Annotated in this window: 7 protein-coding genes, 1 tRNA gene and 3 rRNA genes; all 11 read left to right on the top strand. The window is 47.7% G+C overall.

The genetic code is table 11. The features are described from left to right. The first annotated feature begins 51 nt into the window (after positions 1–51). Positions 52–2,067 carry an NAD-dependent DNA ligase LigA gene (ligA, locus tag ACWGXJ_RS22235; protein WP_452567599.1) on the top strand — a complete coding sequence of 672 codons (2,016 nt, stop codon included), beginning with the start codon at positions 52–54 and terminating at the stop codon, positions 2,065–2,067. A 378-nt stretch (positions 2,068–2,445) separates the two neighbouring features. After that, positions 2,446–4,001 (top strand): 16S ribosomal RNA (locus ACWGXJ_RS22230). Between the two features lie 97 nt (positions 4,002–4,098). Further along, positions 4,099–4,174 (top strand) — tRNA-Ala (locus ACWGXJ_RS22225). A 242-nt stretch (positions 4,175–4,416) separates the two neighbouring features. Next, positions 4,417–7,342, top strand: a 23S ribosomal RNA gene (locus ACWGXJ_RS22220). Positions 7,343–7,418: 76 nt separating this feature from the next. Further along, positions 7,419–7,535 (top strand): 5S ribosomal RNA (rrf, locus tag ACWGXJ_RS22215). The 16S, 23S and 5S rRNA genes sit together here with 1 tRNA gene alongside, the layout of an rRNA operon. 162 nt (positions 7,536–7,697) lie before the next feature. Beyond that, positions 7,698–8,885: a GNAT family N-acetyltransferase gene (locus ACWGXJ_RS22210; protein ID WP_452567598.1), complete on the top strand. Its 1,188-nt coding sequence runs from the start codon at positions 7,698–7,700 to the stop codon at positions 8,883–8,885. 537 nt (positions 8,886–9,422) lie between these two features. Continuing rightward, positions 9,423–9,887: a CtsR family transcriptional regulator gene (locus tag ACWGXJ_RS22205; RefSeq protein WP_013312188.1), complete on the top strand. Its 465-nt coding sequence runs from the start codon at positions 9,423–9,425 to the stop codon at positions 9,885–9,887. 69 nt (positions 9,888–9,956) lie between these two features. Then, positions 9,957–10,481, top strand: coding sequence for a UvrB/UvrC motif-containing protein (locus tag ACWGXJ_RS22200; RefSeq protein ID WP_023990574.1), 525 nt, complete (start codon positions 9,957–9,959; stop codon positions 10,479–10,481). 28 nt (positions 10,482–10,509) lie between these two features. Next, on the top strand, positions 10,510–11,574 hold the full coding sequence (locus ACWGXJ_RS22195) for a protein arginine kinase (RefSeq protein ID WP_039274956.1): 1,065 nt from the start codon (positions 10,510–10,512) through the stop codon (positions 11,572–11,574). A gap of 44 nt (positions 11,575–11,618) precedes the next feature. Beyond that, positions 11,619–14,063, top strand: a complete 2,445-nt coding sequence (clpC, locus tag ACWGXJ_RS22190; RefSeq protein WP_023990572.1) for an ATP-dependent protease ATP-binding subunit ClpC — start codon at positions 11,619–11,621, stop codon at positions 14,061–14,063. 240 nt (positions 14,064–14,303) lie between these two features. Next, positions 14,304–15,677, top strand: coding sequence for a DNA repair protein RadA (gene radA / locus ACWGXJ_RS22185; protein ID WP_013312184.1), 1,374 nt, complete (start codon positions 14,304–14,306; stop codon positions 15,675–15,677). Position 15,678: the final 1 nt, after the last annotated feature.

The raw sequence follows: 15,678 nt of genomic DNA, 5'->3' as shown, positions 1-15,678 counted from the left end.
GCTTGGCTTAGGGCCTCTGCCCTGATGAAGTTCCCGGAGGGATACGCCTGCATGAACCCAATGCACAGGATGGAGCAGCTTGTTGCTGAACTGAACACATATAACTATCATTACTACACACTGGATGAACCCAAGATCAGCGACAAAGAATATGATGTGCTTTATGACGAGCTGGTAGCGCTTGAACAGACGAGCGGTCTTGTGCTGCCGGATTCGCCGACACAGCGTGTGGGCGGGGAGTTACTCAAAGGGTTTACACCGCATCGCCACCTTGCCCCATTATGGAGCCTTGATAAAGCTCAGAATATGGAACAGCTGCGTGCATGGAACGCGCGTGTCGTGAAGCTGGTCAATGATTACAATACCAAGAACCCAGAGCAACCTTTGCCATCTCCAGGTTATGCGATAGAACTTAAATTTGATGGTCTAACGCTGAACCTGACGTATACTGATGGACAGCTGGTACAGGCTTCTACCCGCGGTAATGGTGTGGTGGGTGAGGGGATATTGGCGCAGGTAAAAACGATTAAATCCGTGCCACTTACAATTCCTTTTCGAAATGGAACTATTGAAGTTCAGGGAGAAGGGATAATGAATCTCTCTGTACTGTCCAAATATAATGAGACTGCCGCTGACCCTCTTAAAAACGCACGCAACGCTGCAGCTGGCGCTTTGCGTAACTTGAATCCCAAAGTGACAGCAGAACGGCGATTGAATGCATTTTTCTACAATGTGGGTTATGCAGACCGTATCCAGTTTAACAGCCACCAGGAAATGATGACTTTCCTGCGTGAAAATCATTTTAAGGTAAACCCTTACCTGACTTACTTTGATAATTTTGAAGATGTAATGGAGCAACTGATTGAGATTGAAGAATCTCGTGCCGGATTGGATTACCTCATTGATGGGGCAGTATTGAAAATTACAGATATGCGCACACGTGAGGCTCTCGGGTATACCGATAAATTCCCACGCTGGGCGGTGGCCTATAAGTTCGAAGCCGAGGAAACAACTACGGTGCTTAACTCGGTTGAGTGGAATGTAGGACGAACGGGTAAAATCACCCCACTTGCGAGGGTAGAGCCGGTAGAACTGGCGGGAGTCACTGTACAAAATTGTACACTGAACAATGCTGGTGACATCGAGCGCAAAAACCTGAAGTTTGCTTTGGGTGCACGTGTGTTTATCCGTCGCTCAAACGATGTCATTCCGGAGATATTAGGAAAGGTAACATCTGAGCACGACGGAGAGGAAATTGTCGTACCAGATCATTGTCCAGCCTGCGGGTTTCCGTTGCAGCAGCGAGGTGCCCATTTATTTTGCGACAATAAGCTGGGTTGTAAACCACAAATTGTAGCTCGTATTTCCCATTTTGCATCACGTGATGCTATGGATATTGAGACATTCAGTGACAAAACGGCCATACAGCTGCATGACGAACTGGAAGTGCGCGAGCCTGCGGATCTGTATACACTCCAATATGATGATCTTGTGAAGCTGGAGCGGTTTGGTGAGAAAAAGGCCAGTAACCTCTTGGCAGCACTTGAAAAGAGTAAAGAGAGAGATTTGGCTTCTTTCCTTTATGCTCTAGGTATACCAAATACCGGTAAAGCAACAACACGCATGTTGGCTGAACACTACCGTGATTTGCACAAGACGATGTCCGCTACGGTGGAAGAACTGATAGAACTACCGGATGTGGGCAGGATTGTAGCCGAAAGCATTGTTGCTTTCTTTGCAGATCCATTTACTCAGGCGGGAATTGAAAAGATGCTGTCTCTAGGGGTGAAAGCTCAGGCCCCTGAAGCTCCGCAGGAGAAGAAGACAGACAGCTTTTTCAGTGGCAAAACGGTCGTGCTTACAGGTACCTTGCATCAGCTTACGCGTGACGAAGCTGCATCCAAGCTGGAGGCGCTGGGAGCCAAAGTTGCGGGGTCTGTATCGAAAAAGACGGATCTAGTCATAGCTGGTGAAAAGGCTGGGAGTAAGCTGGCTAAGGCCCAACAGCTCGGAATTGACACCATAGAAGATGAGGATGAATTTATCAGACTGCTGGAACAAGAATAATAGTTTTGCAATGAGTGCAGTCATTCCGCTCTGGGGCGGGGTGGCTGCCTTATTATCTGTTGTATAGTAGGAAATAAAATAGATATAAATAAATGCTTGCTAAATAACTTTAGGCATGATATATTATTAGACGTTGCTTTGAGAGTATCATTTCTTGAAGCGAGGTTGCTGAAAAGATAGTTGAAAAAAAGATTTGACAAGAAAGCAACCAACATGATATGATATAACTCCTGGCTCGTTGAACGAACGAGAACAGACAAGTTCTTTGAAAACTGAACAAATGGATGATGAAACAAAGATTTCTTCTTTTATAAAGAAGAATCGCTAGCATTAAAAATGAGCTTATCGCTCTTTCTATAAACCAACTTCGGTTGGTCTTTAATGGAGAGTTTGATCCTGGCTCAGGACGAACGCTGGCGGCGTGCCTAATACATGCAAGTCGAGCGGGGTTATGTAGAAGCTTGCTTCTACATAACCTAGCGGCGGACGGGTGAGTAACACGTAGGCAACCTGCCCACAAGACAGGGATAACTACCGGAAACGGTAGCTAATACCCGATATATCCTTTTCCTGCATGGGAGAAGGAGGAAAGACGGAGCAATCTGTCACTTGTGGATGGGCCTGCGGCGCATTAGCTAGTTGGTGGGGTAAAGGCCTACCAAGGCGACGATGCGTAGCCGACCTGAGAGGGTGATCGGCCACACTGGGACTGAGACACGGCCCAGACTCCTACGGGAGGCAGCAGTAGGGAATCTTCCGCAATGGGCGAAAGCCTGACGGAGCAACGCCGCGTGAGTGATGAAGGTTTTCGGATCGTAAAGCTCTGTTGCCAGGGAAGAACGTCTTGTAGAGTAACTGCTACAAGAGTGACGGTACCTGAGAAGAAAGCCCCGGCTAACTACGTGCCAGCAGCCGCGGTAATACGTAGGGGGCAAGCGTTGTCCGGAATTATTGGGCGTAAAGCGCGCGCAGGCGGCTCTTTAAGTCTGGTGTTTAATCCCGAGGCTCAACTTCGGGTCGCACTGGAAACTGGGGAGCTTGAGTGCAGAAGAGGAGAGTGGAATTCCACGTGTAGCGGTGAAATGCGTAGAGATGTGGAGGAACACCAGTGGCGAAGGCGACTCTCTGGGCTGTAACTGACGCTGAGGCGCGAAAGCGTGGGGAGCAAACAGGATTAGATACCCTGGTAGTCCACGCCGTAAACGATGAATGCTAGGTGTTAGGGGTTTCGATACCCTTGGTGCCGAAGTTAACACATTAAGCATTCCGCCTGGGGAGTACGGTCGCAAGACTGAAACTCAAAGGAATTGACGGGGACCCGCACAAGCAGTGGAGTATGTGGTTTAATTCGAAGCAACGCGAAGAACCTTACCAGGTCTTGACATCCCTCTGACCGGTCTAGAGATAGACCTTTCCTTCGGGACAGAGGAGACAGGTGGTGCATGGTTGTCGTCAGCTCGTGTCGTGAGATGTTGGGTTAAGTCCCGCAACGAGCGCAACCCTTATGCTTAGTTGCCAGCAGGTCAAGCTGGGCACTCTAAGCAGACTGCCGGTGACAAACCGGAGGAAGGTGGGGATGACGTCAAATCATCATGCCCCTTATGACCTGGGCTACACACGTACTACAATGGCCGGTACAACGGGAAGCGAAATCGCGAGGTGGAGCCAATCCTAGAAAAGCCGGTCTCAGTTCGGATTGTAGGCTGCAACTCGCCTACATGAAGTCGGAATTGCTAGTAATCGCGGATCAGCATGCCGCGGTGAATACGTTCCCGGGTCTTGTACACACCGCCCGTCACACCACGAGAGTTTACAACACCCGAAGTCGGTGGGGTAACCCGCAAGGGAGCCAGCCGCCGAAGGTGGGGTAGATGATTGGGGTGAAGTCGTAACAAGGTAGCCGTATCGGAAGGTGCGGCTGGATCACCTCCTTTCTATGGAGAATCGTTTCCTGCAACGGAAACATTCAAATATGAAGCGTAAGCTTCAAAAATCATCATTCCATTTGTTCAGTTTTGATGGAACTTGTGAGGGGCCATAGCTCAGCTGGGAGAGCGCCTGCCTTGCACGCAGGAGGTCAGCGGTTCGATCCCGCTTGGCTCCACCAATTACAATTTCATCTAAAACTGTATGAGAATCGTTAACTCTTTAGAGATTGACTGATAATCAAACAGCTTTGCACCTTGAAAACTGGATACCGAAACGAAATTGCGTTTTAGAATATTCCTTTAAGCTGATCTTGTGTAAACAAGTGAAATAAAGGTAGCAGGTAAGGAAAGATCTTTTGCCTTTGGCAAAAATCATTCTTTATCGAACATCGACATTTTCTTTCTTTGAAAGAAAAGTCTAGGTTAAGCTACAAAGAGCACACGGAGGATGCCTAGGCGCCAGGAGCCGACGAAGGACGTGGCGAACAACGATAAGGCCTCGGGGAGCTGTAAGCAAGCTTTGATCCGGGGATGTCCGAATGGGGAAACCCGGCTGTCTTCATCGACAGTCACTTTCTGCTGAATACATAGGCAGAATAGAGGCAGACCAGGGGAACTGAAACATCTAAGTACCCTGAGGAAGAGAAAACAATAGTGATTCCGTCAGTAGCGGCGAGCGAACGCGGATTAGCCCAAACCAAGGAGCTTGCTCCTTGGGGTTGTGGGACGTCTCACATGGAGTTACAAAGGAACCGGTTAGATGAAGAGGTCTGGAAAGGCCCGCCAGAGAAGGTAAAAGCCCTGTAGTTCAAAACTGGTTCTCTCCGAGACGGATCCCGAGTAGTGCGGGGCACGTGAAACCCCGTATGAATCCGGCAGGACCATCTGCCAAGGCTAAATACTCCCTGGCGACCGATAGTGAAGCAGTACCGTGAGGGAAAGGTGAAAAGCACCCCGGAAGGGGAGTGAAATAGATCCTGAAACCGTGTGCTTACAAGAAGTCAGAGCCCTATTGATGGGTGATGGCGTGCCTTTTGTAGAATGAACCGGCGAGTTACGTTCCCGTGCAAGGTTAAGGTGAAGAGCTGAAGCCGCAGCGAAAGCGAGTCTGAATAGGGCGAATGAGTACGTGGACGTAGACCCGAAACCGGGTGATCTACCCCTGTCCAGGGTGAAGGTGCGGTAACACGCACTGGAGGCCCGAACCCACGCATGTTGAAAAATGCGGGGATGAGGTGGGGGTAGCGGAGAAATTCCAATCGAACCCGGAGATAGCTGGTTCTCCCCGAAATAGCTTTAGGGCTAGCCTCGGAAAGAAGAATCGTGGAGGTAGAGCACTGATTGGGTGCGGGGCCCGCAAGGGTTACCAAGCTCAGTCAAACTCCGAATGCCATAGATTTAGTTCCGGGAGTCAGACAGTGAGTGCTAAGATCCATTGTCGAAAGGGAAACAGCCCAGACCATCAGCTAAGGTCCCCAAGTGTGTGTTAAGTGGGAAAGGATGTGGAGTTGCACAGACAACCAGGATGTTGGCTTAGAAGCAGCCACCATTGAAAGAGTGCGTAATAGCTCACTGGTCGAGTGACTCTGCGCCGAAAATGTAACGGGGCTAAACACACCACCGAAGCTATGGCTTGATGCTTGCATCAGGGGTAGGGGAGCGTTGAATGCGGGTTGAAGGTGTACCGTAAGGAGCGCTGGACTGCATTCAAGTGAGAATGCCGGTATGAGTAACGAAAAGATCTGTGAGAATCAGATCCGCCGAAAGCCTAAGGGTTCCTGAGGAAGGTTCGTCCGCTCAGGGTAAGTCGGGACCTAAGGCGAGGCCGATAGGCGTAGTCGAAGGACAACAGGTCGAAATTCCTGTACCACCGTAATCCGTTATGAGCGATGGGGTGACGCAGTAGGGTAGTGACGCGGACTGATGGATGTCCGTCTAAGCAGTGAGGCTGGTGTGTAGGCAAATCCGCACATCGTTAAGGCTGGGCTGTGATGGGGAGCGAAAATTGTAGTAGCGAAGGTCATGATCTCAGACTGCCAAGAAAAGCCTCTAGCCAGGAGAAGGTGCCCGTACCGCAAACCGACACAGGTAGGCGAGAAGAGAATTCTAAGGCGCGCGGAAGAACTCTCGTTAAGGAACTCGGCAAAATGACCCCGTAACTTCGGGAGAAGGGGTGCCTCGGTAGGGTGAATAGCCCGAGGGGGCCGCAGTGAAAAGGCCCAAGCGACTGTTTAGCAAAAACACAGGTCTGTGCGAAGCCGCAAGGCGAAGTATACGGGCTGACGCCTGCCCGGTGCTGGAAGGTTAAGGGGAGTGGTAAGCCTTCGGGCGAAGCTATGAACCGAAGCCCCAGTAAACGGCGGCCGTAACTATAACGGTCCTAAGGTAGCGAAATTCCTTGTCAGGTAAATTCTGACCCGCACGAATGGCGTAACGACTTGGGCGCTGTCTCAACGAGAGATCCGGTGAAATTTTAATACCTGTGAAGATGCAGGTTACCCGCGACAAGACGGAAAGACCCCATGGAGCTTTACTGCAGCTTGATATTGAATTTGGGTACGATCTGTACAGGATAGGTGGGAGCCGTAGAACTTTGAGCGCCAGCTTGAAGGGAGGCATCCTTGGGATACCACCCTGATCGTATCTAGGTTCTAACTTGGTACCGTGACCCGGTGCGAGGACAGTGTCAGGTGGGCAGTTTGACTGGGGCGGTCGCCTCCTAAAGAGTAACGGAGGCGCCCCAAGGTTCCCTCAGAATGGTTGGAAATCATTCGAAGAGTGCAAAGGCAGAAGGGAGCTTGACTGCGAGACCTACAAGTCGAGCAGGGACGAAAGTCGGGCTTAGTGATCCGGTGGTACCGCATGGAAGGGCCATCGCTCAACGGATAAAAGCTACCCTGGGGATAACAGGCTTATCTCCCCCAAGAGTCCACATCGACGGGGAGGTTTGGCACCTCGATGTCGGCTCATCGCATCCTGGGGCTGAAGTAGGTCCCAAGGGTTGGGCTGTTCGCCCATTAAAGCGGTACGCGAGCTGGGTTCAGAACGTCGTGAGACAGTTCGGTCCCTATCTGTCGTGGGCGTAGGAAATTTGAGAGGAGCTGTCCTTAGTACGAGAGGACCGGGATGGACGTACCGCTGGTGTACCAGTTGTTCCGCCAGGAGCACCGCTGGGTAGCTATGTACGGAAGGGATAAGCGCTGAAAGCATCTAAGCGTGAAGCCCCCCTCAAGATGAGATTTCCCAGTATGTAAGACCCCTTGAAGACGACGAGGTAGATAGGTTGGGGGTGGAAGTGCAGTAATGCATGGAGCTGACCAATACTAATCGGTCGAGGGCTTATCCTAAAAAAAACGCAAATGAGTTTCGGATCCGGTTTTCAGGGTGTAACCTTGAAAGTAGAATTTGCACAGCAAATTCATGTTTGGTGGCGATAGCGGAGGGGTTCCACACGTACCCATCCCGAACACGACCGTTAAGCCCTCCAGCGCCGATGGTACTTGGACCGCAGGGTCCTGGGAGAGTAGGACGTCGCCAAGCAAAAGTGAAAAGGATGATAATCTCAATGAGATTATCATCCTTTTTTATGCGTTTTTAGATGACCACCTGTTTCTAAGGTTGACAGAGAGAATGGGGTTTGCCACACTCTAAGTGTGTAATCTTTTTATGGATGTCCAAGTATACAAGCGAGGTGACGAAGTTATGGAGATCAGACAATTACAACGTAAGGAATTTGAAGCGGCTATTGAATTATCTCAATATGCTTTTCAGTTTACAATGTCCATGGAGGATCTGGAGAAAGCTAGGAAGAAGTTCAAACCAGAGCAAACATGGGGAATATTCGACGGACATGACTTGAATGCTAAACTGACTTTGTTACCGCTACAGGTATACATAAACGGTCAGGTTTTTGATATGGGAGGCATTGCTGGTGTGGCAACATGGCCAGAAAAGCGTCGCGGAGGCATGGTTTCACGTTTGTTGACGCATGCGCTTGAAGAGATGAAGTCTGCGGGACAAAGCCTTTCTTTTCTGCATCCCTTCTCCTTTGCCTTCTATCGTAAATTTGGATGGGAAACGTATATTGAATACAAAAAGTACGTCATTCCCATTGAAAAATTCCCTGCAAAACTTAAAACAGAGGGTACAGTCAAACGCGATGTCAAAGATATTTTAGAATTGGACCAAGTGTATCAAGCGTATGCATCTCGTTATAATGGCACGCTGGTACGAGATAAGGAATGGTGGCAAGAGCGGATTTTAAATGAGAATTATCGAACTGCGGTATATTACTCAGAAACAGGCGATCCTCAGGGATATGCACTGTACAAAATTGAAAATAAACAGTTGAATTGTGATGAGTTGGTTTATGAAAATGAGACGGCCCGTCGGGCTTTATGGACTTATTTTGCAAATCATGACTCCATGATAACCCATGGTAAATTTATTTACGTTCCAGCAGATGACAATCTGCCATTTTTACTTGATGATCCGCGAATTCAACAGGAGACCGTGCCTTATTTTATGGGCCGTATTGTGGATGCAGCTGCTTTTGTAGAAAGATACCCTTTTGAGCAGGTTGGAGAGGAAACACGTTTAACCTTAAATCTGACAGATCGGTATGCACCATGGAATGAAGGAGTATGGAGATTAACAATTACTACGGAAGGGAAAGGACATCTGGAGAGAGTGGATACAAGCAATTCATCTGAAAACGCTATGGTAGCTGACTTGAAACTTGGGATTCAGTCACTGACGACTCTGATGCTTGGCTACCAGCAGGCTGATGATCTGTATAAGTGGGGGCGTATTGAAGGGGGCAGTGAATCTGTGTCTGCGTTTAAACGTGTAATACCAGTAAAACAAACGTTCTTATTGGATTTTTTCTGATAAAGGCCCATTTAGATCTTCTTATGTTCCGTTTTTCAGGGATTATAACTTGTGTGATTATTATAATTTTCAAAACTCTTTCTGTAATTGGGAAGAGTTTTTTTATGGTATTGTATAAAACATAATTAGATTGCGAAAAATGGTATTGACCCCTTGGCAAAAATGAATAATGTGCTATAATATGAGTATAGTCAAAGAAAGTCAAAGTCAATCAAACCTCGTGAGGTTCTGTAGAGTATTTTGATGGATTGGCCGTATAAAGTAATTTTAATAGCAAAGAAGCAAACGAGGATCGAAATGATTTGCGTATAGTTAGGAACTGCCTTTTATGAAAATAAGAGAAGTGTATGACTAATCGCAAATAAAGGCCACACTAGAGACAAAACGGTACAATTCCAATGAGTGTAGAACAGGCAACAGCCTGAATACAGCTTAGATTCGTGACTTTACCGTTTGGTTAAGTTCAATATACGGCGGACTCTGTGGAGCGTGAAATGTACTTGAATACTTGCGTTTCCGTTAGTGGAGGATGATGAAATGCGCAATGTTTCCGATATTATTGAACAATATTTAAAGAGTATATTGCTGGAAAGTCCCCAAGGTTTAGTGGAGATTCAGCGCAATGATCTGGCTGACCGCTTTTCCTGCGTGCCGTCGCAAATTAATTATGTAATTAGCACCCGGTTTACGCTGGAAAAAGGCTATGTGGTGGAAAGTAAACGCGGTGGCGGGGGCTACATTCGTATTCAGCGAATTCAGCTGCCTGCACAGCATGCCATCCATACACATCTTCATCAGAGCATCGGGGAGGAAATAAGCCAATCGGCAGCAGAAGGACTGATTTATCAGTTAGAGGAAGCCCATTTTTTAAGCAAAAGGGAAGCTAACCTAATGAAGGCTGCTTTATCAAGGGATACATTATTACTGAAGCTTCCCTATCGTGATCAACTGCGAGCAAGATTGCTTAAGGCTATGCTGATCTCGTTGCTGGCGACCAAATAGTTTGTGAATAGAGACTAACGTTTGGATGTAGGGATTGGTATAAATCCTGACATTAAAGGAGGTGCTTTTATGCTGTGCCAAGAATGTAATATGCGGCCGGCAACTTTGCATTTCACCAAAATTGTGAATGGCGAAAAGACAGAGTTTCATATTTGTGAGACGTGTGCCAAGGAAAAAGGGGAGATGATCCCTGGAACACCTAACGGCTTTTCGATTCATAGCTTGTTGTCGGGGATGCTGGATTTTGACTCCAGTACAAAGAGCCAGTCTCCAGGCCACAGTGGTCCGCAAAACCTGCAATGCAAGGATTGTGGCATGACCTATGCACAGTTTAGTAAGCTGGGACGTTTCGGATGCCCGTCGTGCTATCAATACTTTGATAGTCGTCTGGACCCTCTGTTCAAGCGTGTGCATGGCAGTACGAATCATGTAGGTAAAGTTCCGGTTCGCACTGGAGGCCGCCTGAAGGTTAAACGGCAAATTGACGATTTGAAAAAAGAGATGCAACAGCATATTGTACAGGAAGAATTTGAATCAGCTGCTGAGCTTAGGGATCAAATCAGAGAGCTTGAAAAAGAAATGACTGAAGAGTAAAGTTTGTGAAGAGTAGGAGGGATGCGTAATGCCCAATATTCGGTTTACGGAGAAGCCGCTAAGTGACTGGATGCGTGGTGATGCTGCGGATTCGGAGATTGTCATTAGCAGCCGGGTGAGAATTGCGCGTAACTTGCAGCATCTGCCTTTTCCCATGCTTGCTACCAATCAGCAGTCGGAAGAAGCACTTCAACGCTTGACGGATATCCTTCAGTATGATGATTTAGGTGGTTTTGGTACTTTTCATACGTTGAAAATATCCGAGTTGGATGAGATCGACAAGCGGGTGCTGGTTGAGAAGCATTTGATTAGTCCTAATTTGGCGAACGAATCTCGTAACGGTGCTGTTTTAATTAGCGATGATGAATCGGTTAGTGTTATGATAAACGAAGAGGATCATCTGCGTATCCAGTGCTTATATCCGGGATGTCAGGTTAGGGAAGCTTGGGAACGCGCAATGATTATTGATGATGCATTTGAAGCGCATGTTGATTATGCATTTGATGATCGGAGAGGTTTTCTGACCAGTTGTCCGACGAATGTCGGCACAGGTATGAGAGCTTCGGTGATGATGCATTTGCCCGCATTAGTCATGACTCATCAAATCAATCGTATATTGTCTGCTGTTTCACAGGTAGGTCTTACGGTTCGCGGCATTTACGGTGAAGGTAGCGAAGCTGTCGGAAATTTGTTTCAGGTATCTAATCAGATTACACTAGGACAAACCGAAGCGGAAATTATAGAGAATCTACATGGCGTGGTGCTACAAATTATTGAGCACGAGCGTTCTGCCAGAGAACGGCTAATGAATGAATCTATGCTGCGAATTACAGATCGGGTGATGCGTTCATTCGGTATTTTGTCATATGCAGCAGTACTGGATTCCAAGGAGGCTGCACAGCGGCTGTCCGATGTGCGTCTTGGCGTAGATTTAGGGATTTTGGAGCGTCCTTCCACCGCAGCGATGAATGAGCTGAATGTGATGACACAACCCGGGTTCCTGCAAAAAAGCTTTGGGGATAAAATGAATACCGAAGAGCGCGATATGTACCGGGCGAAGCTGATCCGGCAAAAATTAGGCACAACCCTTTAATATATAGAATGATCTGAAATACACACTGTGGAGGTGCAGGATATATGATGTTTGGAAGATTTACGGAACGTGCACAGAAAGTGCTTGCTTTGGCTCAGGAAGAAGCTGTTCGATTGGGACACAACAACATTGGCACAGAGCACATTTTGCTAGGCCTCATTCGTGAAGGTGAAGGAATAGCAGCGAAAGCCTTAATCGGTTTAGGACTGGGACTGGAAAAAATTCAGGATGAAGTGGAAACGCTGATTGGACGCGGTCAAGAGCAACCGACGAACATTGCCTATACTCCACGCGCCAAAAAAGTCATCGAACTGTCTATGGATGAAGCCCGCAAACTGGGCCATACCTATGTAGGTACAGAACATATTTTGCTTGGTCTTATTCGTGAAGGCGAAGGCGTAGCAGCACGCGTACTGAACAACCTGGGCATCAGTCTGAACAAAGCGCGTCAGCAAGTGCTACAATTGCTCGGCAGCAGCGAGGCTGTTTCCAGCCATCACGGTGCTCCAGCTAATGTCAGCACGCCAACTCTGGACAGTCTGGCACGCGATCTGACGGCATCTGCGAAGGAAAACAACCTGGACCCTGTTATTGGGCGTAGCAAGGAAATTGAACGCGTAATTCAGGTGCTCAGCCGCCGTACAAAGAACAATCCGGTTCTGATTGGTGAGCCTGGGGTAGGTAAAACGGCGATTGCCGAAGGATTGGCCCAAAAAATCATAGCGAATGAGATTCCCGAAACGTTGCGCGACAAGCGCGTAATGACACTGGATATGGGTTCTGTGGTAGCAGGCACTAAGTATCGTGGTGAGTTCGAGGATCGTTTGAAAAAAATTATGGACGAGATTCGTCAAGCGGGTAATATCGTGTTGTTCATTGATGAGCTGCATACGCTGATTGGTGCTGGTGGAGCGGAAGGCGCAATTGATGCGTCCAACATCCTGAAACCTGCTCTGGCACGTGGCGAGCTGCAATGCATCGGTGCGACCACGCTGGATGAATACCGCAAATATATTGAGAAAGATGCTGCTTTGGAGCGTCGTTTTCAACCAATTACAGTGGATCAACCTTCTCCAGAAGAGGCGATTCAAATCTTGTATGGTCTGCGTGACCGTTACGAAGCGCATCACCGTGTAAAGATCACAGATGAGGCTATTGAAGCGGCCGTAAAATTGTCAGATCGTTATATCACCGACCGCTTCCTGCCAGATAAGGCTATTGACCTTATTGATGAGGCGGGCTCCAAAGTAAGGCTGAATTCTTACACTGTACCGCCAAACCTGAAACAGCTGGAAAACCGTCTGGAAGATATTCGTAAGGAAAAGGATTCAGCGGTACAAAGTCAGGAATTTGAAAAAGCGGCAGCGCTACGTGATACAGAGCAAAAAATCCGTGAAGAGTTAGACGTAACGAAAAACCAATGGAAAGAACAACAGGGTCGTACAGATTCCGAAGTTACCCCAGAGGATATCGCTCAAGTCGTTGCAATATGGACAGGTGTTCCAGTCAGCAAGCTAAAAGAGGAAGAAACACACCGCTTGTTGAATATGGAAGAGTTGCTGCATGAGCGGGTTATTGGACAGGATGAAGCAGTTAAGGCAGTAAGCCGGGCGATTCGCCGGGCACGTGCCGGACTGAAAGATCCGAAGCGTCCAATTGGTTCCTTTATTTTCCTCGGTCCAACTGGGGTTGGTAAAACAGAGCTGGCACGCGCCTTGGCTGAATCCATGTTTGGAGATGAAAATGCGGTTATCCGTATTGATATGTCTGAATATATGGAGAAACACTCCACGTCCCGTCTGGTAGGAGCGCCTCCAGGGTACGTTGGATATGAAGAAGGCGGTCAACTGACTGAGAAGGTACGTCGTAAGCCATACTCTGTTGTGTTGCTGGATGAAATTGAAAAAGCACACCCAGAAGTATTCAATATTCTTCTGCAAGTGCTGGAAGATGGTCGTCTGACAGATTCCAAAGGTCGTGTCGTTGATTTCCGTAATACACTCATCATCTTAACATCTAATGTTGGTGCACAGGCGATTAAACGTAACTCCACGCTTGGTTTTACAGCTGTAGTGGACGCTGGAGCGGATTACGATAATATGAAGGGCAAAGTGATGGATGAACTGAAGAAAAGCTTCCGTCCTGAGTTCTTGAACCGGATTGATGAAATTATCGTTTTCCATTCTCTCGAAGAAAAACATATTGCCGAAATTGTATCACTCATGTCTGAGGAGCTGCGTAAGCGTCTGAATGAGTATGAGGTGGACTTCGAGTTGACAGACAACGCTAAAAAATTCCTTGCCAAGGAAGGTTTTGATCCAGCGTATGGTGCGCGTCCTTTGCGTCGTGCAATCCAGAAGCATATTGAAGATCGCCTGTCCGAGGAACTGTTGACTGGCAACATTACTAAAGGTGACTCTCTCTTCATTGATGAGGAGAACGGTGCATTGACTGTAACCAAAAAGGATAATGTATCTGCCAAGTCCTAAAGCAGTTTACTAAATAAATAGTAGAAAAGGGTGTCTCGCAAGCTGGAAAGCTATTGCGAAGACACCCTTTTTGTGTATAAAACACGGTGAAAAGGTTGGGTAAATGCTTTGGGAAAGTTTGTGATATTGCTTTACGTCCGCCAAGCTTCAATGGTAAACTTTTATTGTTACAGCTCTTTCTGGGCTGTATGAACATAAATTTGACATCATCGTCGTCAATAAGGAGCCAGGGAACAAAGTATGGCTAAAGTGAAAACTAAATTTTCCTGTACGGAATGTGGTTATGAATCGCCCAAATGGTACGGAAAATGTCCTGGATGCCAGGCATGGAATTCCATGGTCGAAGAAACGGAAAGCGTTGTAAAAACTCAAGGAATGGGATCTTCCCTTCTTACTCATAGCACAAAAGACAAGCCACTCCCTATTATAGAGGTGGAGAGTGGCAAAGAAACACGAATTTTGACGGGAATTGGCGAATTGAATCGAGTACTCGGTGGAGGTGTGGTGCCGGGTTCACTCGTTTTGGTGGGCGGTGATCCGGGAATCGGTAAATCTACGCTCATGCTGCAAACATCTAATGAACTGGCTTTAACTGGTTTAAAGGTGCTGTACGTGTCTGGTGAGGAATCTGTCCGTCAAACGAAACTACGTGCAGATCGGCTCGGTGCCTTGTCCCCCAGCCTATACGTATTATGTGAGACGAATTTGGAGACGATTGAAGAAGCAGTGGACAGCTTGAAGCCGGAGTTTTTGGTCATCGACTCGATACAGACTGTATATTTGCCTGAGGTGACGAGTGCACCAGGTAGTGTGGCTCAGGTGCGGGAGTGTACTTCACGCTTTATGCGAATTGCCAAGGGGCTCGGTATTGCTACGGTATTGGTAGGACATGTGACCAAGGAAGGGGCCATTGCAGGTCCGCGTTTGTTGGAACATATGGTTGATTGTGTACTTTATTTTGAAGGAGAGCGTCACCATACGTATCGGCTTTTGCGTGCAGTTAAAAATCGTTTCGGTTCTACAAATGAAATTGGTATTTTTGAAATGGCTGAAAGCGGTTTGCGTGAGGTGTCGAATCCTTCTGAACTTTTCCTGTCTGAACGACCACTAGGTGTGGCAGGTTCTACTGTTGTAGCCAGTATGGAAGGAACCCGGCCTGTATTGGTTGAACTGCAAGCATTGATTGCAGCTACACATTTTCCCTCTCCACGCCGAATGGGCACAGGAGTCGACCATCATCGAATGGGATTAATCATAGCCGTGCTAGAAAAGCGGATGGGCATGTTTTTGCAAAACCAGGACGCTTATCTCAACGTAGCGGGAGGCGTGAAGTTGGATGAACCGGCGGTGGATTTGGCTATAGCTGTGAGTATTGCTTCCAGCTTTAGGGATGCTCCTACAAAGCCGTATGATGTGATTTTTGGCGAGGTGGGACTGACAGGTGAGGTGCGCGCGGTATCCCGAGCAGAACAGCGAGTACGAGAAGCGGAGAAACTAGGTTTCAAACGGGTGATCATGCCGGAGAAAAGCTTGAAGGGCTGGACACATCCGAAAGGGATACAAATTATAGGAGTAGGAACGGTGGCAGATGCACTGGCAGCCGCATTAGATTAGG

The organism is Paenibacillus sp. S33 (assembly GCF_053615415.1).
Note: the sequence above shows the minus strand (reverse complement) of the source record. Positions and strands in the feature narration are given on the sequence as shown.